Origin of the sequence: Nocardioides glacieisoli (genome assembly GCF_004137245.1) — a bacterium.
GTDB classification, from domain to species: domain Bacteria; phylum Actinomycetota; class Actinomycetes; order Propionibacteriales; family Nocardioidaceae; genus Nocardioides; species Nocardioides glacieisoli.
On sequence record NZ_SDWS01000001.1, the window covers coordinates 747,162 to 767,899 of the forward strand.

At 72.0% G+C, this 20,738-nt stretch carries 20 protein-coding genes; 8 read left to right on the top strand and 12 right to left on the bottom strand.

What is annotated here, in order from left to right; all coding sequences use genetic code 11:
• Position 1: 1 nt before the first annotated feature.
• The 4 genes from EUA06_RS03730 to EUA06_RS03745 all read right to left on the bottom strand — a co-directional run bounded on the left by EUA06_RS03730 (position 2) and on the right by EUA06_RS03745 (position 3,032).
• Complete coding sequence (locus EUA06_RS03730; protein WP_129473630.1) at positions 2 to 814, bottom strand: ABC transporter permease; 813 nt, start codon at positions 812 to 814, stop codon at positions 2 to 4.
• Positions 807 to 1,604 (bottom strand): ABC transporter permease, encoded by a 798-nt coding sequence (locus EUA06_RS03735; protein ID WP_129473631.1) that lies wholly within the window; start codon positions 1,602 to 1,604, stop codon positions 807 to 809. Before EUA06_RS03735 ends, EUA06_RS03730 begins: the two co-directional genes overlap by 8 nt.
• A gap of 100 nt (positions 1,605 to 1,704) precedes the next feature.
• Positions 1,705 to 2,283, bottom strand: a complete 579-nt coding sequence (locus EUA06_RS03740) for a CAP domain-containing protein (RefSeq protein ID WP_129473632.1) — start codon at positions 2,281 to 2,283, stop codon at positions 1,705 to 1,707.
• A gap of 227 nt (positions 2,284 to 2,510) precedes the next feature.
• Positions 2,511 to 3,032, bottom strand: coding sequence for a YbhB/YbcL family Raf kinase inhibitor-like protein (locus EUA06_RS03745; protein WP_129473633.1), 522 nt, complete (start codon positions 3,030 to 3,032; stop codon positions 2,511 to 2,513).
• Between the two features lie 50 nt (positions 3,033 to 3,082).
• Here EUA06_RS03745 and cobA point away from each other — a divergent pair, with 50 nt between their 5' ends.
• Both cobA and EUA06_RS03755 read left to right on the top strand, forming a co-directional pair.
• Positions 3,083 to 4,306, top strand: coding sequence for a uroporphyrinogen-III C-methyltransferase (gene cobA, locus EUA06_RS03750; protein ID WP_129473634.1), 1,224 nt, complete (start codon positions 3,083 to 3,085; stop codon positions 4,304 to 4,306).
• Positions 4,299 to 5,120, top strand: coding sequence for a TrmH family RNA methyltransferase (locus EUA06_RS03755; RefSeq protein WP_242497942.1), 822 nt, complete (start codon positions 4,299 to 4,301; stop codon positions 5,118 to 5,120). Before cobA ends, EUA06_RS03755 begins: the two co-directional genes overlap by 8 nt.
• A 7-nt stretch (positions 5,121 to 5,127) precedes the next feature.
• Here EUA06_RS03755 and EUA06_RS03760 read toward each other — a convergent pair whose 3' ends face one another.
• Genes EUA06_RS03760 through def form a run of 3 tightly spaced genes read right to left on the bottom strand, consistent with a single transcriptional unit; the run spans position 5,128 to position 7,151 of the window.
• Entirely contained in the window at positions 5,128 to 5,745 is a 618-nt protein-coding gene (locus EUA06_RS03760) for a DedA family protein (protein ID WP_129473635.1), read from the bottom strand.
• Between the two features lie 3 nt (positions 5,746 to 5,748).
• On the bottom strand, positions 5,749 to 6,558 hold the full coding sequence (locus EUA06_RS03765) for a TrmH family RNA methyltransferase (protein WP_129473636.1): 810 nt from the start codon (positions 6,556 to 6,558) through the stop codon (positions 5,749 to 5,751).
• Complete coding sequence (gene def / locus EUA06_RS03770; RefSeq protein WP_129473637.1) at positions 6,555 to 7,151, bottom strand: peptide deformylase; 597 nt, start codon at positions 7,149 to 7,151, stop codon at positions 6,555 to 6,557. Before def ends, EUA06_RS03765 begins: the two co-directional genes overlap by 4 nt.
• An 88-nt stretch (positions 7,152 to 7,239) precedes the next feature.
• Between def and EUA06_RS03775 the strand changes: the two genes are divergently transcribed.
• Positions 7,240 to 8,601 carry an acyl-CoA dehydrogenase family protein gene (locus EUA06_RS03775; protein WP_129473638.1) on the top strand — a complete coding sequence of 454 codons (1,362 nt, stop codon included), beginning with the start codon at positions 7,240 to 7,242 and terminating at the stop codon, positions 8,599 to 8,601.
• A 52-nt stretch (positions 8,602 to 8,653) separates the two neighbouring features.
• A complete protein-coding gene (locus EUA06_RS03780; RefSeq protein WP_129473639.1) occupies positions 8,654 to 9,871 on the top strand; it encodes an acyl-CoA dehydrogenase family protein in 1,218 nt (405 codons plus the stop codon).
• Between the two features lie 74 nt (positions 9,872 to 9,945).
• Here the strand turns inward: EUA06_RS03780 and EUA06_RS03785 are convergent, their stop codons facing one another.
• Complete coding sequence (locus tag EUA06_RS03785) at positions 9,946 to 10,239, bottom strand: YiaA/YiaB family inner membrane protein (RefSeq protein WP_129473640.1); 294 nt, start codon at positions 10,237 to 10,239, stop codon at positions 9,946 to 9,948.
• A 96-nt stretch (positions 10,240 to 10,335) separates the two neighbouring features.
• On the opposite strand from EUA06_RS03785, the gene EUA06_RS03790 reads away from it, so the two are divergent.
• The 3 genes from EUA06_RS03790 to EUA06_RS03800 are packed head-to-tail and all read left to right on the top strand — an operon-like array spanning position 10,336 to position 13,931.
• A complete protein-coding gene (locus tag EUA06_RS03790) occupies positions 10,336 to 11,787 on the top strand; it encodes a pyridoxal phosphate-dependent decarboxylase family protein (RefSeq protein WP_207208180.1) in 1,452 nt (483 codons plus the stop codon).
• A gap of 33 nt (positions 11,788 to 11,820) precedes the next feature.
• Positions 11,821 to 13,260, top strand: a complete 1,440-nt coding sequence (locus EUA06_RS03795; RefSeq protein ID WP_129473641.1) for a GuaB1 family IMP dehydrogenase-related protein — start codon at positions 11,821 to 11,823, stop codon at positions 13,258 to 13,260.
• On the top strand, positions 13,257 to 13,931 hold the full coding sequence (locus tag EUA06_RS03800; protein ID WP_129473642.1) for a sulfotransferase: 675 nt from the start codon (positions 13,257 to 13,259) through the stop codon (positions 13,929 to 13,931). The genes EUA06_RS03795 and EUA06_RS03800 overlap by 4 nt, the downstream gene beginning before the upstream one ends.
• 41 nt (positions 13,932 to 13,972) lie before the next feature.
• Here EUA06_RS03800 and EUA06_RS03805 read toward each other — a convergent pair whose 3' ends face one another.
• The 4 genes from EUA06_RS03805 to EUA06_RS03820 all read right to left on the bottom strand — a co-directional run bounded on the left by EUA06_RS03805 (position 13,973) and on the right by EUA06_RS03820 (position 19,116).
• A complete protein-coding gene (locus EUA06_RS03805) occupies positions 13,973 to 15,034 on the bottom strand; it encodes an NAD-dependent epimerase/dehydratase family protein (RefSeq protein ID WP_129473643.1) in 1,062 nt (353 codons plus the stop codon).
• A gap of 48 nt (positions 15,035 to 15,082) precedes the next feature.
• Positions 15,083 to 15,664: a LysR family substrate-binding domain-containing protein gene (locus tag EUA06_RS03810; RefSeq protein ID WP_129473644.1), complete on the bottom strand. Its 582-nt coding sequence runs from the start codon at positions 15,662 to 15,664 to the stop codon at positions 15,083 to 15,085.
• A gap of 10 nt (positions 15,665 to 15,674) precedes the next feature.
• A complete protein-coding gene (locus EUA06_RS03815) occupies positions 15,675 to 17,369 on the bottom strand; it encodes a BCCT family transporter (protein WP_129473645.1) in 1,695 nt (564 codons plus the stop codon).
• 73 nt (positions 17,370 to 17,442) lie between these two features.
• Positions 17,443 to 19,116 carry a bifunctional 3'-5' exonuclease/DNA polymerase gene (locus tag EUA06_RS03820; protein ID WP_129473646.1) on the bottom strand — a complete coding sequence of 558 codons (1,674 nt, stop codon included), beginning with the start codon at positions 19,114 to 19,116 and terminating at the stop codon, positions 17,443 to 17,445.
• A 149-nt stretch (positions 19,117 to 19,265) separates the two neighbouring features.
• Between EUA06_RS03820 and EUA06_RS03825 the strand changes: the two genes are divergently transcribed.
• The gene (locus tag EUA06_RS03825) at positions 19,266 to 20,705 is read left to right on the top strand and encodes a phospholipase D-like domain-containing protein (protein WP_129473647.1); all 1,440 of its coding nucleotides are present in this window, start codon (positions 19,266 to 19,268) and stop codon (positions 20,703 to 20,705) included.
• The last annotated feature ends 33 nt before the right edge of the window (positions 20,706 to 20,738 follow it).

The window sequence follows — 20,738 nt, forward strand, 5'->3', positions numbered from 1 at the left end:
GTCAGCTCCCGGTGGAGGTGTAGTGGCGGACGCCGGTGCGCCACACCAGCAGGGCAGCGGCCATCGTGAGGATCCCGGCGACGGGGGAGGCGAACTGGAACGCGTCGGGCGTGCCGAACGGGTCCGAGCGGCCCAGGAGGTAGAGGCAGGGGTACCAGTTCACGAAGGCGACGGGGATGACGAAGGTCAGGCCGACCATCACCTCCCTCGGGAAGATGCTCAGCGGGTACTGCGTGACGGTCGCGCCGCCGTAGGTGAAGGCGTTGGCGAACTCGGTGGCGTCCGTCGTCCAGAACTGGATGCAGGAGAAGCCGACGAAGAGGCCGAAGAAGACGAGCGCCCCGCTGACGAGCATCGACACGGCGACGAGGACCCGCAGCGGGGTCCAGTCGACATAGGTGCAGGCCCAGCCGAAGACCACGGCCGCCTGGGTCAGCCGGCCGAGCCGGCGCAGCGTGAACTGGTCGGCGCAGACCTGCACGAGCAGCGGCACCGGCTTCGTCATCATCTGGTCGAGCCGGCCGGTGCGGATGTAGGTGCCGATCCGCTCGACGCTCCCGATCGCGGTGTCGGCGACGGCGAGGGCCAGCGACGCGCTGCCGTAGAGCAGCGCGACCTCGTGCAGCGTGAACCCGTCGAGGCGGCTCAGGTGGGAGAACATGATCCAGAGGCCGACGAAGTCGAGACCCGTGATCAGCCCGTTCCCGACGGCGAGCAGGACGAACGACGTCGGGTACTGCCAGGCGGCCCGGATCCACAGCCAGGCGATCTGGCCGTAGGTGCGCAGGTGCTGTGCCGGCCCTGGGCTAGCCACCCTGCACCACCACCTTGCGCGTCGCCAGCCGCAGCACCCCGTGGCAGGCGGCGATCAGCACGACGGCCCACATCACCTGGAAGCCGAGGGCCGCGAGCAGGTCGGTGCCCTGGCGCTTGCCGAGCCAGATGTCGGCCGGCACCTGGACGTAGGACGCCCACGGCAAGGCGTTGGCGAGCGTCCCGAGCCAGCCCGGGAACAGCACGAGCGGCAGCATCATGCCGCTGATGAAGATCGCGAACGCACCGCTCATCACCTTGACGCCGGACTGGTCGAGCAGCCAGAAGGCGGTGCTCGCCACGAGGAAGCGGATCGCAAAGCTCACGATGACCGCGAGCACCAGCGAGACCGCGAACGCCCCGGCATCGAGCACCGACCCCGGGAGCGAGATGTCGAAGACGACCAGGCCGATGAGCGTGGGCCCGAAACCACGGGTGAGGAGGTGGTACGCCGCTCGGCCCAGGTCACTCGCGAGGTACCACCCGACCAGGCCGACGGGACGGTAGAGGTCGATCGCCACGTCGCCCGAGCGGATCCGCTCGGCGAGATCGTCTGTGGTGCCGCCGCCCCACAGCGCGATCGTCATCAGCAGCGCCTGCCCGAGCCAGACGTACGTCACCGCATCCTGGGAGTCGTAGCCACCGGCCGACGGGTTGGCGTCCCAGAGGGCGAGGTAGGCGTAGGAGTAGATGATGCCGAAGACCGAGTTGGTGAAGATGCCGGAGAGCGTGGCCGCCCGGTAGGTGGCGTAGCGGCGGAACGTGCGGGTCGCGACGGCGACGTGCAGCATGCCCCCACCTCTCATCGACAGGGGCGCTCACACAAGACGACCCCCGGCCCACCCACGAGGGGGTCGGGGATCGTCTCACACCTGTGGGGTGCGCCGCACCTCAGTAGCGGCGGACCAGGTTCACGACGCCGATCACGCGACCCTGGGCGTCCTGCTCGACGGAGACGCCGGCGCGACGGGCGCGCGGGCTGAGGAGGATGTCCCGGTGGCCGGGGGAGTCGAGCCAGAGGTCGACCATCACCTCAGGGGTGAGACCGACGCCGCGGACGAGCGTCTCGCCGGCCCACGAGTTGTCGCACCTGCGGATGACGTCGTTCTGGTCGCGGTGCTCGAAGAGGCCGGTGCGGGCGATGCGCTGGCCCCACTCCTCGGCGAGCTGGTCGGTGCACGGGTCGAAGCTCCAGATCTTGCGCAGGCCGTTGGCCGCGCGCGCTGCGTTGATCTCCGCCATCAGCGCGTCCTCGAGGACGTCGCTCGCCACGGTCTCCTCGTCGAGCTCCTCGCCGAGCTGGGCGCCGGCACCGACCGCGTGGGCCGAGGTGCGCGGGCCGGACCAGTTCGCCGTGCTCCGCGGGCCCGACCAGTCCTTCGCGTCGGCAGCCGACGGGACGGCGCACAGCGCGGCCGACGCGACGACGAGCGTCGCGAGCCTGGCGAGGGTGCGGGTGGGGTGCGGCACGGTCGTTCCTCCGGGGCGGATCCACGAAAGCGGGGGGAGTGGATCTTGAGAGAATCTGGTAATAACGGGCTCTACGTCAAGTTTCGCGCTATGTAGAGGTGAGAAATACCTCGGTCCAGATCAAAGCAACCGGGCCTTGTCCCAGGGTCCGAACGCGCAAAAGGGGCCCGGTGGTCTGGACCATCAGGTCCTCGACCGCCGGGCCCCTGCGGGCCGGAGGGTGGGGCTCAGTGCTGGTAGGTGCCGTGGAGGATCGCGCGGCCCAGGGTCTTGAAGGCCAGGTTGAACGACACCACGGCCGGGGACGCGTCGGCGTCGACCCCGAGCGTCTCCTCGCCCACCGCGTGGACGACGAAGTAGTAGCGGTGCACCTGGTCGCCCTGCGGGGGTGCGGCCCCCATGAAGCCCGCCTCGCCCCCGTCGTTGCGCACGTGGAACGACGCGCCGGGCAGGTCTCCAGCGGCTGCGCCGGTGTCGAGGGACGTCACGTCGGCGGGCAGGTCGACCAGGACCCAGTGCCAGAAGCCGCTCGGGGTCGGCGCGTCCGGGTCGAAGCAGGTGACGACGTAGGACTTGGTGCCCTCGGGCGCCCCCGACCAGCTCAGCTGGGGCGAGGTGTTGCCGAGGTCGGCCACCTGGTCGTCCTTCAGCGGTGCGCCGTCGGTGACGTCGTCGCTGGTGACCGTGAAGGACGCGGTCGCCGGGAGGAGGTCGTAGGGGTCGGGGGACACGGGTCGCTCGATGCTCATTCCTCGAACCTAGTCACGTGGTCCACGCGCCGGAAAGGGACAATGGGGCCATGCCCGACCCCCATCCCTACCTGGCCGGCCTCGTGCTGGCCGGTCGCAAGGTGGTCGTCGTCGGTGGCGGTCACGTCGCCCAGCGCCGGGTGCCGACCTTCCTCGCCGCGGGCGCCGAGGTCACCCTCGTCAGCCCCGAGGTGACTCCCGCGCTCGAGGGTCTCGCGGGCGAGCTGACGCTCCACCTCCGCGACTTCACCGAGTCGGACCTCGACGGCGCGTGGTACGTCGTCGCGGTCACCGACGACCCCGAGGTCAATGCCCGCGTCGCCGCCGCCGCCGAGGCGCGCCACACGTTCTGCGTGCGCGCGGACGACGCCCTCGGCGGGTCGGCGTGGACGCCCGCGGTCGGCCACCACGGGAGCGTGACGGTCGGCGTGCTCGGCAACCGCGAGCCCCGCAAGTCCGCGGCGCTGCGCGACGACATCGTCACGGCGCTGCGCGACGGCCACCTGAGCGCGGCCGACGCCCACGACCGCACCCCAGGCGTCGTGCTGGTCGGCGGCGGACCGGGCGATCCCGACTTCGTCACCGTCGCCGCCCGGCACGCGCTCGCCTCGGCCGACGTGGTCGTCGCCGACCGCCTCGCGCCCCGCGAGCTGCTCGACGAGCTCGGCCCCCACGTCGAGCTGATCGACGTCGCCAAGCTGCCGCGCGGGCGCTCGGCGACCCAGGAGGCGATCAACCAGGTGATCGTCGACCGGGCACGCGCCGGCAAGCGGGTGGTCCGCTTCAAGGGCGGCGACAACTTCGTCTTCGGCCGCGGCTTCGAGGAGCTGCTCGCCTGCGCCGCCGCGGACGTGCCGGTGACCGTCGTGCCAGGGCTCACCTCCGCGATCTCGGTCCCGGCCCGCCTCGGCATCCCGGTGACCCACCGCGGGGTGGCCCACGAGTTCACCGTGATCTCCGGCCACCTCCCGCCCGGCCACCCGGGCTCGCTGGTCGCGTGGGACGCCGTGGCGCGGATGCGCGGGACCGTCGTCCTCCTGATGGCGGTCGACAACGCCCCGGCGATCGCGACCGCGCTGGTCGACGGCGGCCGGTCGGCGTCCACGCCGGTGGCGGTCATCGTGGACGGCACGATGCCGACCGAGCGCACCGTGCTCACCACGCTCGGCTCGCTGGCGGACGACCTCGTCGCGAACGGCGTACGCCCTCCGGCGATCATCGTGATCGGTGAGGTGGTCGCGGTGGCGCGTCCGGCACACTTCCCCCGTGGCTGACGCAGACCCCTCTGGCCAGATCGTCGAGATCTCCGACCCCGGCGACCCGCGCCTGGCCGACTACCGCGACCTGCGCGACGTCGAGCTCCGCAAGAGCCTCGAGGCCGAGCACGGCCTCTTCCTCGCCGAGGGGGAGAAGGTCGTGCGCCGCTCGGTGGAGGCGGGCTACGCGCCGCGGTCGTTCCTGATGGCGCCGCGCTGGCTCGACGGCCTCGGCGACCTCCTCGCCACCACCGACGCCCCCTGCTACGTCCTCTCCGAGGCGCTGATCGAGCAGGTCACCGGCTTCCACGTGCACCGCGGTGCACTCGCGTCGCTGCACCGGCGCCCGCTGGCCTCGGTCGAGGAGGTGCTGGCCGGTGCGCGCTCGGTGCTCGTGCTCGAGGACCTGGTCGACCACACCAACGTCGGCGCGATCTTCCGCTCGGGCGCGGCCCTGGGGTTCGATGCCGTCCTGCTGGCGCCGCGCTGCGCCGATCCGCTCTACCGGCGCTCGATCAAGGTCGGCATGGGCGCCGTGTTCACCACGCCCTGGACCCGCCTGCCGGACTGGTACGACGCCCTGCCGGACCTCGCCCGCCGCGGCTTCACGACCGTCGCCCTGACCCTCTCCGCGGACTCGGTGCCCATCGAGGAGGCCGTCGACGGCGTCGACCGGCTCGCCCTGGTGCTCGGCTCGGAGGGCCACGGCCTCTCCTCGCGCTGGGAGGCCTCCTCCGAGCGTCGCGCCATCATTCCCATGCGCGCCGGCATTGACTCCCTCAACGTCGCCGCGGCCACCGCGGTCGCCTGCTACGTCGCGACCCGGCGCTAGGCCGCCACTACGTCCCGTCGGATCGCAGCCGGTGCCGCAGCCGCCGTGCTGCGACGACGACGAGCACCACGGCGAGGAGGACGTAGACGACGTTGCTCGCCGGGCCGACGTAGCCCTCCACGACGTGCCACTGCGCGCCGAGCTCGTAGCCGGCGAGGATGAGGGCCGAGTTCCAGACGAGGCTGCCTGCCGTGGTGAAGACGCAGAAGCGCACGAGCGGCATCCGGTCGATCCCGGCCGGGATCGAGATCAGGCTGCGCACGCCGGGCACGAGCCTGCCGACGAACACCGCGGTGCGCCCGTGGCGGCCGAACCACGCGACCGCGCGGCGCACGTCGGAGGCGTGCATCAGCGGGATCCGGTCGGCGAGCGCGCAGATCCGCTCCAGCCCCCACGCCGCTCCCAGCCAGTAGAGCAGCAGCGCGCCGAGCAGAGAACCGACGGTCGCCCAGGCGATCGCGGCGGTGAGGCCGTAGTAGCCCTGGCTGGCGGTGTAGCCCGCCAGCGGCAGCACCAGCTCGCTCGGCACCGGCGGGAAGACGGTCTCCAGGGCGGTGGCCAGGCCGACGCCCGGCGAGCCCACGGTGCGCATGACGAGGACGACCCAGTCGAGGAGTGCCTCCATCGGTCAGCCGTGAGCGCGGGTCGACTGCCGCAGCGCCTCGTGGAGCACGATCGACCCGGCGACGGCCGCGTTGAGCGAGGACGCCGTGCCCACCATCGGGATGCTCGCGACGTCGTCGCACACCGCGCGCCACTGCGAGGACAGCCCGTGGGTCTCGTTGCCGACGACGACCACCACCCGTCCGCCGAGGTCGACGTCCGCGAGCACGCTGCCGTCCTCGTCCGTGCCGACGATCCGGTAGCCGTGGGCGTGGGCGTGCTCGACGACCGGTCCGGGTCCGGGCACGCGCAGCACGGTCAGCGCGAAGAGCGAGCCGGTGCTGGCGCGGACGGCCTGCGGGTCGTAGGGGTCGGCCGCGTGACCGGTGACCACGAGCGCGGAGGCGCCGAAGGCGTCGGCGGACCGGGCGAGCGTGCCGATGTTGCCGGGGCTGGTCGGTCGGTCGAGGACGACGATCGGACCGTGCGGTCGAGACGTCTCCTCGAGCCGCGCGACGCCGTCGTCGGGCATCTCGACGACCGCGACGAGCTCGGCTCCCTCCTCCCGGCCGCTGAGGCGGGCGTGCAGCTCGGGGGAGACCCAGACGCGCTCGCCGTCGGGGGTCGACCAGAGGTCGTCGGCCCAGGCGGACGACGTGTCGTCTGCGCGGAGCAGGGCCCGCACGGTCCAGCCCTCCTCGACGGCCCGCGTGATCGGCCGGACACCCTGCACCAGGAACTCACGGCTCCGATGGCGCTTGGAGCGGTTCGTCAGCAGGGCCTCCCACTGCTGGAAGCGGGCGTTCTCGCGAGTGACCCGGAGCTCGGCGCTCACAGGGCGGGCCAGGTGGGCGGGTAGTCCTCGGCCGCGGCGTCGTGCTTCTTGCCGAGCTTCTTGCGCGACTTGGCCGAGAGCCGGTCGCCGAAGACGGTGCCGAGGGTGTGGTCGGTCTCGTGCTGGAGGCAGCGGGCGAGCAGGCCGTCGCCCTCGAAGCTCACCGGCTCCCCGTCGAGGCCGGTGCCGTCGACCCTGGCCCAGTCGGGGCGCGCGCACGGCTCGAAGGAGCCGGGGTAGGACAGGCAGCCCTCCTCGTCGGAGTCGAGCTGGCGGTCCTTGCCCTCGGGCAGCGTCAGCACCGGGTTGCAGACCACGCCGACCGTGCGCTCGCCCTCGTCGTCGGGGCAGTCGAAGACGAACATCGCCACGTCCTCGCCGACCTGGCAGGCAGCGAGGCCCACCCCGTCGGCGGCGTACATCGTCGCCACCATGTCGGCGGCCAGCGTCGCGAGCGCGTCGTCGTACGACGTCACCTGCTGCTGGGCGCGGTGCATCACCGGCGTGCCCCAGCGGGTGATCGCGCGGGGCGTCCCGCCCGTCGGGAGTGGCCCGTGCGGCGCGCGGGGCTCGGTCGTGTCGTCGTCGGGCATGCGGAGGATCCTAACGACCATGGGACAGGTGACCGGCACCACGGGCGGACCTCTGGTCAGAGGTGTAACTCGCAGTTACATTTGGGTCATGTCCCTTCTCAACAGCCTCCGGCCCGGAGGTCGCCACGGGTTGTCGTCCCGCGAGGTGCGCGACCCCATCGGGCTCGCCGTCGCGGCCGTCAACCGGCTGGCCCAGAGCGACCTGATCGACCGCGTCGGCCTGCGCAAGCAGAGCGAGCAGGTCGTCTACTCCACGACCCGCAACGGCTTCCGGGTCGCCACCGCCGCCGGCCGCACCTTCGCCCGCGCCGGTCGACGGACCAGCGGGGAGCGGCCCGCACGCGCCGAGTCCCGCGGGGTCTTCGACCTGAACCCCACCGAGGACGAGGCGATGCTCGTCGCCGTCGTGGAGGAGCTCGCCGCCGACCTGCTGCGGCCGAGTGCTGCCGCGGCCGACGACGCCTGCGCCGCCCCGGACGAGGTCCTCGCGGCGGTCCAGGAGCTCGGCCTGCCCGGGCTCGGGGTGCCCGAGTCGCTCGGCGGCATCATGGAGGAGCGCTCGGCGATGGCTGGCGCCCTCGTCGCCGAGGCCCTCGCGAAGGGCGACATGGGGCTCGCCGTCGCGGCGCTCGCACCCGGCGCCGTCGCCACCGCGCTCGGCCTCTGGGGCACCGAGGAGCAGCAGCAGACCTACCTGCCGGCCTTCACCGGCGCCGACGTCCCGGCCGCGGCCCTGACGATCGCCGAGCCGACGGTGCTCTTCGACCCGTTCGAGCTCTCCACCACCGCGCTGCGCGACGGTGACGGCTTCGTGCTCGACGGCGTGAAGTCGGCCGTCGTCCGCGGCGCCGACGCCGAGCTGTTCGTCGTCGCCGCGCAGCTCGACGGCACCCCGGCCCTCTTCCTCGTCGAGTCCGGCGCCGCCGGCCTCGAGGTGGAGGCCGACCCGTCGATGGGCCTCCGCGCGGCCGCTCTCTCGCGGCTGCACCTCACCGGCGTACGCGTCGGGGTGGACGCGCTGCTCGGCGACACCGACGGCGAGGCCTACCGCGAGTGCGTACGCCTCTCGCGCCTCGCGTGGTGCGCCCTCGCGGTGGGCACCGGCCAGGCGGTCCTCGACTACGTCAAGGACTACGTCAACGAGCGGCAGGCCTTCGGTGAGCCGATCAGCCACCGCCAGTCGGTGGCGTTCATGGTCGCCGACATCGCGATCGAGCTGCAGGCCATGCGGCTGCTGACGTGGAAGGCCGCCTCGCGTGCGACGCGCGGGCAGGACTTCGCCCGGGAGGTCGGGCTGGCTCGCCAGCTCTGCGCCGAGAAGGGCATGAGGATCGGCCTCGACGGCGTGCAGCTGCTCGGTGGGCACGGCTTCGTCAAGGAGCACCCGGTCGAACGGTGGTACCGCGACCTGCGGGCCGTCGGTCTGATGGAAGGCGTGGTGATGGTATGAACCACCCCATTCGAATGCTCACTTCGTTCCGCTTCGAACAGGGACCCCGGCGATGATCAACCTCGAGACCCCCAAGAAGCAGGCGGCCCTGATCGACCAGGCCCACCAGCTGGCGATGAACATGCTGCGCCCGATCTCGCGCAAGTACGACCGCGCCGAGCACGAGTACCCCAAGGAGCTCGACATGCTCGCCGCGCTGATCGACGGCGTGAGCGAGACCGGCGCCACCGGCGGCGCCGGCGCGGGCGGCGTACGACGTGACGAGAAGCCCGACAAGGACCCCGGCAAGGTGCGCAACGGCGCCAACCTCGCCTCGGTGCTGTCCGTCGCCGAGATGTGCTGGGGCGACACCGCGCTGCTGCTGTCGATGCCGCGGCAGGGCCTGGGCAACTCCGCGATCGCGTCGGTCGCCAACGAGGAGCAGCTCGAGCGCTACCAGGGCACGTGGGCCGCGATGGCGATCACCGAGCCCGGCATCGGCTCGGACTCGGCCAACCTCACGACCACGGCGGTCAAGGACGGCGACGAGTACGTCATCAACGGCGAGAAGATCTACGTCACCTCGGGCGACCGGGCGGACAGCGTCGTCGTGTGGGCGACGCTCGACAAGGAGCTCGGCCGGGCGGCGATCAAGTCGTTCCTGGTCCGCAAGGACAACCCGGGCCTCAAGGTCGAGCGGCTCGAGCACAAGCTCGGCATCCGCGCCTCCGACACGGCGGCGATCACCTTCACCGGCTGCCGGGTGCCGGCCGAGGACCTGCTCGGCTCGCCGGAGATCGACACCAAGTCCGGCTTCGCCGGCGCCATGGCGACCTTCGACAACACCCGCCCGCTGGTGGCGGCGATGGCGATCGGCTGCGCCCGCGCGTCGCTCGACCTGACCCGCGACCTGCTGGAGCAGGCTGGCGTCACCATCGACTACGACCGGCCGGCCGAGCGGCAGAGCGCGGCGGCCGCGAAGTTCCTGCAGCTCGAGGCCGACTGGGAGGGCGCCAAGCTGCTGATGATGCAGGCGGCGTGGATGGCCGACAACCGCAGGCCGAACTCGCTCGAGGCATCGATGGCCAAGGCGAAGGCGGGCCGGGTCGGCTCCGACGTGACGCTGTCGTGCGTCCAGCTCTGCGGCACCCTCGGCTACAGCGAGGGCGAGCTGCTGGAGAAGTGGTCGCGCGACTCGAAGATCCTCGACATCTTCGAGGGCACCCAGCAGATCCAGCAGCTGATCGTGGCCCGCCGGATCCTGGGGCTGACCAGCTCCGAGCTCAAGTAGCACCGCACGACCCCGAGTCCCCGCACGCAGAAGAAGCCCCTCCCGGACGATCCGGGAGGGGCTTCTTCTGCGGCTCAGGAGACGGCCTTGAAGGGGTCGTGCTCGGCGAGGATCTTGTCGACGCGGGCCTGGTCGATGCGGTGGAAGACCCGCTGGTCCTCCTGCTGGTCGCGGATGACCTTGGCGAGAGTGAAGGCCGAGGTCGTGAGGTAGAGGGTGCCGAGGGCGAGGAACCCCTTGATCCAGGGGTCGGCCTCCATGAAGTAGACGGCGACGAGCATCGCGAAGAGCGAGGCGCCGAAGGAGATCGCGGCCTGGGCGGCGAAGGCGGTGGTGTTCTTGGCGGTGGAATCGGTCTTGGAGGTCATGGCAGGAGCCTGCTCTCCCACAGGACCGACCGGACCTGTCGAACTACCCGATCCCTGCTGAGTACTCCGGCTCAACCGCCCCGGTACGTTCGGGCCATGCCGGATCACACGCCACCGTCGGGCGAGCACATGTCGCCCGAGGAGTTCCGCCGCCACGGGCACGCTGCCATCGACTGGATCGCCGACTACTGGGCCTCCCTCGACGAGCTGCCGGTGCGCGCCCAGGTCGCGCCCGGCGACGTACGACGACAGCTTCCGGCGTCGGCACCCGAGACCCCCGAGCCGTTCGACGCCGTGCTCGCGGACCTCGACCGCATCGTGGTGCCGGGCCTCACGCACTGGCAGCACCCGCGCTTCTTCGCCTACTTCCCGGCCAACTCCTCGCCGGCCGCCATCCTCGGCGACCTCATCTCCAGCGGCATCGGCGCGCAGGGGATGATCTGGGCGACCAGCCCGGCCGTCACGGAGGTCGAGCAGGTGGTGCTCGACTGGTTCGCCGAGGCACTCGGGCTGCCGGAGGCGTTCCGCAGCGACGGTCCCGGCGGTGGCGTCATCCAGGACACCGCCTCGACCGCGACCTTCACGGCACTTCTGGCCGCGCTCCACCGTGCGAGCGGGGGAGAGGCCCGCGTCTCGGGCGTCGGCGACGTCGGGTGGCGGGTCTACGGCTCCACGCAGGCGCACTCGTCGCTGGTGAAGGCCGCGATGATGGCCGGTCTCGGCGAGGAGGCCGTGCACGCCGTCGCCATCGACCCGGAGACGCAGGCGATGGACGTCGACGCCCTGCGCGACGCGATCGTCGAGGACGTCGAGGCGGGCCTGCGTCCGGTGATGGTGCACGTCGCGGCGGGCAGCACGTCGACGGGCGCGATGGACGACATCGCCGCCGCGGCCGAGGTGGTCCGCGAGTGGGGCGTGTGGCTGCACGTGGATGCCGCGTGGGCCGGCGTCGCCGCCGTCTGCCCCGAGCACCGCGAGCACCTCGCCGGTGTCGAGGCCGCCGACTCGTTCGTCACCAACCCGCACAAGTGGCTGCTGACGACCTTCGACTGCAGCACGTTCTGGGTGCGTGACCGGGCCGCGCTGACCGGCGCCCTCTCGATCCTCCCGGAGTACCTCCGCAACGCAGCCACCGAGTCCGGCGAGGTGGTCGACTACCGCGACTGGCACCCCCAGCTCGGCCGGCGCTTCCGGGCGATCAAGCTCTGGACGGTGCTGCGCACGTACGGCCTCGAGGGCGTGCGCGCGCACGTCCGCAGCGGGGTGGCCCTCGCGGAGCGCGTCGCGGACCTCGTGGCCGCCGACGACCGCTTCGAGATGGTCACCGACCCGGCGCTGTCGCTCGTGGTGTTCCGGCTGACGTCGGGGGACGAGCAGACGCTCGCGGCGATGGAGGCGGTCAACGCCTCGGGCGAGGCCTACCTCAGCCACACCACCGTCAACGGCCGCGCCGCGATCCGGCTCGCCGTCGGCAGCTGGCGTACGACCGAGGCCGACGTCGACCGCACGTGGGCCGCGCTGCAGGAGGCGGCCGCGGTTCAGGGCTGAGCGGCCGGGTCGGGCCGCGTAGAGTCCGCACACGTGCAGTTCCTCGACACCGCGCCCACGCACGGCCACCAGTACACCTACGACGACGTCTTCATGGTGCCGCGCTCGTCCTCCGTCGCCAGTCGCTACGACGTCGACCTGAGCACCTCCGACGGCACCGGGGCCACGCTGCCGCTCGTGGTGGCCAACATGACGGCCATCGCCGGCAAGCGGATGGCCGAGACGGTCGCCCGCCGAGGCGGCCTCACCGTCATCCCCCAGGACATCCCGATCCCTGTCGTCGCGGACGTCGTCGCGTGGGTCAAGCAGCGCCACCACGTCTTCGACACCCCGATCGAGCTGCGCCCCGACCAAACGGTCGCCGAGGCGCTGGCGCTGATCCCCAAGCGCGCGCACAAGGCCGCCGTCGTCGTCCAGGACGGCCGTCCCGTGGGCGTCGTCTCCGAGGCCGACTGCGCGGAGGTGGACCGCTTCGCCCAGGTCTCGACGGTCATGAGCACCCACGTGGTCACCGTGTCCGTCGGCACCGACCCGCGCGAGGTCTACGACGCCATCGAGCGCGCCAAGGCGCCGCTGGCGGTCGCGGTCTCCGAGTCCGGCGAGCTCGTCGGCGTGCTCACCCGGCTCGGCGCCCTGCGCGCGACGCTCTACACCCCGGCGGTCGACGCCGACGGTGGGCTGCGGATCGCTGCTGCCGTCGGCGTCAACGGCGACGTCGCCGACCGCGCGGCCGCGCTGCTCGACGCAGGCATCGACTGCCTCGTCGTCGACACCGCCCATGGCCACCAGGACCGGATGGTGCAGGCGCTCCGGTCCGTCCGCGCGCTCTCGCCGCAGGTCCCGGTCGCCGCCGGCAACGTCGTCTCGGCCGAGGGCACCCGCGCCCTCATCGAGGCGGGCGCCGACATCGTCAAGGTGGGCGTCGGGCCCGGTGCGATGTGCACGACCCGGATGATGACCGGAGTGGGCCGCCCGCAGTTCTCCGCCGTCCTCGAGTGCGCGACCGAGGCCCGATCGCACGGCAAGCACGTGTGGGCCGACGGGGGAGTACGCCACCCGCGCGACGTAGCGCTCGCCCTCGCCGCGGGTGCCTCGTCGGTGATGATCGGGTCGTGGTTCGCCGGCACCCACGAGTCGCCCGGCGACCTCGTCCACGACGTCGACGGACGACCCTTCAAGGTGTCCTTCGGGATGGCCTCGGCCCGCGCGGTGGCGAACCGCACCTCGGGGGAGTCGTCGTACGACCGGGCGCGCAAGGGCCTCTACGAGGAGGGCATCTCGTCGTCGCGGATGTACCTCGACCCGCAGCGTCCCGGCGTGGAGGACCTGATCGACCAGATCTGCTCGGGAGTGCGGTCGTCGTGCACCTACGCCGGCGCGGCGGACCTGACCGAGTTCCACGAGCGGGCGCTGGTCGGCGTGCAGTCCGCCGCCGGCTTCCACGAGGGCCGTCCGCTGGACCGGTCGTGGTGAGCACGGCGCGCGACGTCCAGCACGTCTTCGTGATGACCTACGGCAGGTCGGGCTCGACGCTGCTGATGGGCATCCTCAACTCGATCCCCGGCTGGCTGCTGCGTGGGGAGAACCGCCACGCGATGCGCCACCTCTACGACTTCCACCGCAGCGGGCTGAAGGAGAAGGCGCGCGTGGACCCCGACCGGGCCGCCGAGCCGACGCACCCGTGGTTCGGCATCGAGTCCTACCCCGAGCAGGCCTCGCTCCAGCACATCCGCGCCCTCGCCGAGGCGACCCTGCTGCGGCCCGAGCCGGGCACGCGGGTCACCGGATTCAAGGAGATCCGGTGGTACGACGCCGACCTCCCGGACTACGTCGACTTCCTCCGCCAGGTGTTCCCCGGCGCGCGGTTCGTGGTCAACACCCGGCGGCTCGAGGACGTCGCGGCCAGCAACTACTGGACGCACAAGGACGACCCGCTGGCCCAGGTGACGGCGATCGAGGCGAAGATCCTCGGCGCCGTCGACGGGCTGGGTGACGCGGCCTACCGGGTCCACTACGACGACTACGTCGCCGATCCCGGTGTGCTGCGCGGGCTCTTCGACTGGCTGGGCGAGGACTTCGACGAGCAGCGCATCCGCGAGGTCATGGCCACGCCGCACTCGAGCCGGGGCAAGCACCGCGGCTGACGAGCCGAGCTAGGAGCGGGTCCGGTCCGCGCGCACGCGTGTCACGATGCCCGCCGACTGCTGACGGGACCCTGGCGGAGTGCCCTTGCCAGCGACGCGCCCACCGTCCGCGGACGCAGGACCGGCGAACGCCCGGAGGCGCCGTCCTGCATGCCCCCGATGGTCTCGTCCAGCACCGCGACGGCGTCGTGCGACGGTGCCCAGCCGAGCTCTGCCTCGGCCCGTGAGCAGTCGAGCAGGGGCACGGCGAAGGCCATGTCGATCCATCCGGGGTCGAGCGGCTGCAGCCGGGCGTGCCAGCTCGCCGACACCGCGGCCCGGAGGGCTGCGGACGGCACGTGGACGAGCCGGGCGCCGAGGGCGACGGCGATCAGGTCGGCCGTGACAGCGGGGTCGGCAGCGAGGTTGAAGGCGCCGGGCACGCGGGCCTCGAGCGCACGCGCCACCGCCTCGGCGACGTCGTCGGCGTGCACCATCGGGATGGCGAGCCCGCGATCGAGGGGCAGCACCGGCACGTGGGCCAGGGCCGCGCGCGGGACGAGAGCCGGCAGCCCGTAGCGCAGCAGGGCGCTGGCCGCGCTGCGCTGCCCGACGATGCCCGGCCGCATCCGGGTGACCACCAGGTCAGGTCCGCGTCCGAGGTCCTGGTCGAGGAGCTGCTCGGCGGCCGACTTGTGACGGCTGTACATCGAGGTGCGCACGCCACCCGTGGGCCAGGTCTCGTCGACGGGCTCGTCGTCCTGCTTGGGGGAGTAGGCGCCCACGGACGACATGTGCACGAGGTGCGAGACGCCGGTGGCGGTCGCCGCCTCGACGACGCGGCTGGTGCCACCGACGCCGAGCTCGCGGAGGTAGCCCTCGCGGTGCGACGGCTGGAAGCCCCAGGCGAGGTGCACGACAGCGTCGGCACCGCGGAAGGCGGCGCTCAGCGCCGGATCGTCGCGGCTGAGGTCGACGCTCCTCCACTCCACTTCCTCGGGTGCGGCCGAGGGTGCCGGAGGACGCCGGACGACCCCGACCAGGTCGTGGGAGCCGTCGGCCGCCAGCCTGCGCAGGACGGCCGAGCCGACGTTGCCGCTTGCTCCGGTGATCACGATTCGCATGCCGGACCCGTACCCCGTCCGTCCCGTCCCAGACGGCCTCGCCCACCGTCAGCGCGAGGTGTTGGGCGTCCGACCCTTGGTGACGCCGACGAAGGCCTGCGTGACGTCGTCGTCGCGCTCGGTCCTCCACACCAGCGCGATCGTCGTGGGGTCGAGGTCGGACACGACCCGCCTGACGACGTCCTTGCGCTGGTGGAGCCGCGCGACCGACATCGGGAGGATCACCACGCCCGTCCCGGCGGCGACCGTCTCGATCGCGTCCTGCTCGCTCATCGGCGGCCACTCGAGCTGCTCGGCCGTCGGTCGCCACCCGCTGCTGTGGGGGCGTACGAGCTGCTCGTCCACCAGGTCGGCCGTCGTGACCTCCTCGTCGGCGGCCGCCAGCAGGTGCTCGCGGGAGGCGACCGCGACCTGCACCTCGTCGTAGAGCCGGACGCAGTGCAGGCCGTCGCGGTCGACGGGCAGCCGGACGATCGCCATGTCGAGGCTGCCGTCGCGCACGCCGTCGAGCTGGTCGGCCTCGGTCACCGGGACGAGGTGGAGGCTCTCGCGGCGGCCGGCTCGCCAGCTCCGCGCCCACTTGTCGGGGGTCGCGCCAGTGACGAAGCCGACGCGGAGGGGGGCGATCATGGGCCCGAGCCTAGGCGCTGGGGTCCTTCTCGACCGCCAGGACGAAGTCGTCCCCGTGCTCGGTCACGCCGGTGACGACCGCCGCCTCGACCGCGTCGATGGCGTACTGGCGGCGTACGACGAGGGGGTCGGCGGACAGGTCCTTCACCAGCGCCACGGCCAGGGCGACCATCACGAGCACGAAGGGGAGCGCGGCGATGATCGTGATCGTCTGGAGGCCGCTCAGCGCGTCCGACCCGCCGGCGAGCAGCATCACCATCGCGACGAGGCCGGTGGCGACGCCCCAGAACACGACGGTCGGCTTCCGCGGCTCGAGCGTGCCGTGCTCGGAGAGCGAACCCATCACGATCGAGGCGGCGTCGGCGCCGGACACGAAGAAGATCGCGACGAGCACCATCACCAGGATGCTGGACACGGTGGCCAGGGGGAACTGGTCGAGCACCGTGAAGAGCTGCGTCTCGATGCCGCCCGCGCCGGCGATGTCGACCCCGTCCTGCTGGAGCCTGATCGCGGCGCCACCGAAGATCGCGAACCAGACCAGGCTCACCAGGCTCGGGACGAGCAGCACGCCGGTGACGAACTGGCGGATCGTGCGACCGCGCGAGATGCGCGCGATGAACATGCCGACGAACGGCGTCCACGAGAGCCACCAGGCCCAGTAGAAGACGGTCCAGCCGGCGAGCCACTCGCTGACGTCGGACCCTTCGGCGCCGGTGCGCGCCGCCATCTCGGGGAGCTGGCCGACGTAGCTGCCGAGGGCGGTCGGCAGCAGGTTGAGCATGAAGACGGTCGGGCCGACGACGAAGACGAAGAGGGCCAGCGCGAGCGCCAGCACCATGTTGATGTTGGACAGCCACTGGATGCCCTTCGCGACGCCGGACACGGCGGAGAGCACGAACGCCGCCGTGAGGACGGCGATGATGCCGACGAGGAGGCGGTTGCCGGTCACGCCGATGCCGCCGACGATCTCGAGGCCGCTCCTGATCTGCAGCGCGCCGAGCCCGAGCGAGGCAGCGGAGCCGAAGAGCGTCGCGAAGATCGCGAGCATGTCGATCACCTTGCCGGCCGGTCCGTGGGCACGCGTGCCGAGGAGCGGCTCGAAGGCGGCGCTGATGAGCTGGACGCGGCCCTTGCGGTAGGTGCCGTAGGCGATCGCGAGGCCGACGACGGCGTAGATCGCCCACGGGTGCAGGGTCCAGTGGAAGAGCGTGGTGGCCATCGCCGTCTCCGCGCTCCCGGTCGCACCGGTCCCGGGCGGGGGTGTGGCGAAGTGGCTCACGGGCTCGCTGACGCCGTAGAACATCAGGCCGATGCCCATCCCGGCGCTGAACATCATCGCGATCCACGAGACGGTCCGGAACTCCGGCTGCTCGTCGTCGCGGCCCAGCGGGATGTTGCCGAAGCGGCCCACCGCCAGCCAGATCACGAACACCACGAAGGCCGACGCGGTCAGCACGAACAGCCAGCCGGTGTTGGTGATGGTCCAGGCCAACCCCCGCTCGGAGGCACTGCTGAGGGACGCGGTGCTGACCAGGCCCCAGACGAGGAAGCCGACCGCGATCAGGGCGGTGACGCCGAAGACGGCCTTGTCGAGGCCCGAGCCGCGGGGCTCCAGGGGCTCGATCGAGGCGTCGAGCGCGGGATGCGTGTCGTCGGACGGGTCGGTGGGTGGCATGGTCGGGGGCGCTGCGATGCGAGTGGCCATCCGGCGACGAGACCAAGAATCACGAGGTCAGGCAAACCGGCGGTATGTGGCCACGCTCAGGCAGAGAGAAGGCTCACACGTCGACCGGTGCCGTTCCGCCCGGCTTGCCCGCATCGGCGTAGGACCGGACCACCGAGACGTTGAGCGGGAAGTCCACGGGCAGCTCGCGGAACAGCAGCCACCCGGCGGCGGAGGCCGCCGCGGTGATCTCTGCGACCACTTGGTCGGCCAGGGAGGCGGGCGCGTGCACCACCACCTCGTCGTGCAGGAAGAGCACGAGGTGGGGCCGGACGTCGATCCGGGGCCCAGCCGCACCGTCGCCCCCCATCCGCCAGAGGCGGTTGCGCAGGTCGGCCAGCCAGCAGGCCGCCCACTCGGCCGCGGTGCCCTGGACGACGAAGTTGCGGGTGAAGCGGCCGTAGGCACGGCGGCGGCGGTCCTGGTCGTCGAGGTCGGCCGGCGGGGCGTCGGGCGACTCGTCCCATGAGGTGCCGCCCAGGGCCGGACACCCCCGGCCCAGCAGGGTCCGCACGACCTGGCCGCGCTCTCCGGCTCGGGCCGCCTCCTCGACCAGCCCGAACGCAGCGGGGTAGCGCCGGGTGAGCCCGGCGACCATCCGGCCGCTCTCGCCGCTGGTGGCGCCGTACATCGCACCGAGGAGGCCGAGCTTGGCGTCCTGCCGGGTGGCGACCGCCCCGTCGTCGACCATGCCCTGGTAGAGGTCGGCGCCACGAGCGGCCCGGGCCAGCGCGCGGTCGCCGCTCATCCCGGCGAGCACCCGCGGCTCGAGCTGGGCGACGTCGGCGACGACGAGCACCCAGTCGTCGTCGGCGACTGCGGCCGAGCGCACCTGCGCGGGGAAGGAGAGCGCTCCTCCGCCGTTGGACGACCAGCGACCGGTGGCCGAGCCGGCCGGCTGGTAGACCGGGCGGAACCGGCCGTCGCCGACCCACTGGTCGATCCAGGCCCAGCCGTTGGTCGAGAAGAGGTGGCCGAGCTGCTTGTAGCGCACGAGCGGCTCGACGACGGGGTGCTCGATCCGCTGCAGGGTCGAGCGACGGGTGTCGGCGACCTCGATGCCGGCGCGCCGTAGCGCGGACATCAGGTGCGGGTGTGAGTCGGGGTTGAGGTCGGGCGCGCCGAGGATCCGACGGACCTCGGCGGCCAGCTCCTCCAGCAGTCGCGGCCGGGCACCGCGCGGCGGCCGCGGCCCGAGCAGGTCGGTGAGCAGCCGGTCGTGGACGTCGACCCGCCACGGCACGCCGGCGTGGGTCATCTCAGCGGCGACGAGGGCGCTCGCGGACTCGGCCGCGAGCAGGAGACCGAGCCGCGCGGACTCGGGCGAGGCCGCCACCGACGCGAGCTGACGCGCGTCCTCGAGGTCTGCGCGCAGGTGCTCGGTGGCGTCGTCGGCACTGAAGAGCGCCGGGTCGGTCGGCTCGGCCGGGCGCAGCCGGTCCCACAGGTCCGACTGCTCGCCGTCGAGCAGGGACGCCGCGGCGGCCGGGGCGCGCCGCAGCACGCGGTGGCACAGCCGCAGGTCGTGGCACCGCTCGACCCGGACGCCGGCGGCGAGCAGCGGGGCGTACCACCGGGCCGTGTCGTCCCACACCCAGCGCGGTGGGTCGACCGCCTCCCGCCCCGAGACGTACGACGGCAGCGCGGTGATGTCGAGCACGTCGTAGTGCTCGCCCTCGACCACCTGCACGCGGTCACCCGGCAGCCGGGAGAGGTGGACGCGTGCCATGGGAACACCCTCGCGCAGGCCACCGACGACGCGCCGGGCGAGGTCGAGGTTTTGACCTGCGTGCCCTTCATGTCGTCCTCTAGTACTACGGGGTGCGGCCGGCGCACGTTCCGGGAAGGTGTGTGCTCGTGTCTAGGTTCTCGCCCTTGGTGGTGGCTCTGTCCCTGGTGCTCGGCGTCTCGGTGCTGGCCGGGGTGCCCGCCTCGGCGTCGCTCACGGCCCAGGTCGCCACGAGCCAGCTGCCCGGCACCGTCGCGCCCGCGGCGGCCGGCACGGACGGCAGGAAGGCTGCGCTCAAGCGCAGGTGGAAGGCTCCCAACGGGCCCTTCTTCAACGACCCGCGCCGCAAGAAGGGCTACTTCACCATCGAGCGGGAGGTCATCAAGACCATCCGCCACACCCCGCGCAAGGGGGTCATCCGGATCGCGGTCTACTCCTTCGACCGGATGCCGGTGGCCAACGCGCTGATCGCCGCGCACAAGCGTGGCGTCAAGGTGCAGATGCTGCTCAACGACCACCAGGACACCCGGGCCATGCAGGCGATCCGGGCGGAGATCGGCACGAACCGCAACAAGAACAGCTTCATCTACAAGTGCGTGGCCAGCTGCCGGAGCACGCAGAACGAGTACAACAACATGCACACGAAGTTCTACTCGTTCAGCCAGTCCGGCCGGTCCAAGGACGTGATGGCGATCGGCTCCGCCAACATGATGCTGAACGCCGCGCTGCACCAGTGGAACGACCTCTACTTCACCTCGGGCGACCACGAGCTGTTCCGCCAGTTCGTGTCCCTCTTCAACAACATGAAGAAGGACTGGGACAAGCGTCGCCCGCCCCGGTTCTTCTGCGGGACGCCGACCGGCGCCACGTGCGACGACTCGATCGACAAGTCCACCGTGTGGGCGCTGCCCAAGCTGTCCGGCCCGAAGAACGACCTCGTGCTCGACATGCTCAACCGCATCCAGTGCGTGACGACGGACGCCGCGGGCAACCCTGCCCGCACCAGGCTCGCGCTGTCGATGCACACCATGCGCGGCCGTCGCGGCGACTACCTCGCTGCCGCGATCCGCAACAAGTTCGCCGAGGGGTGCGACTTCCGGGTCAGCTACGGGCTCATCGGCTACCGCACGAAGCAGATCCTCGGCGCGCCCACCGCCCGCGGTCGGATCCCGCTCCGCTCGACCGGCCTGGACTACAACACCGAGGACGACTTCGACCTCAACAAGGACGGCGAGGACGACCTGATCCTCGACTACTACAGCCACCAGAAGTACTTCGTCATCCAGGGCCAGTACAACGGGGTCCCCGGCACCGAGATGGTGCTCACCGGGTCGTCGAACTGGGCAAGCCTCAGCACGGCCAACGACGAGCTCTGGCTGACCGTTCGTGGCGCCCGCGTCGCCAAGAAGTACATCCGGAACTTCAACTACCAGTGGGACAACGAGCGCAACTCGCGTGACGCCTACACCACGACGTACTCCACCTTCCGGGTGAAGGGCGACGATGGTCGCTGGGTCACCGAGCGCCGCCCCGTCACCACGATCGAGCGCGACAACTACCGCAAGGGTCCCTACTGGGAGTCCGACTGATCGGCACGCCGGCCCGCGAGGGCGGGTCCTAGG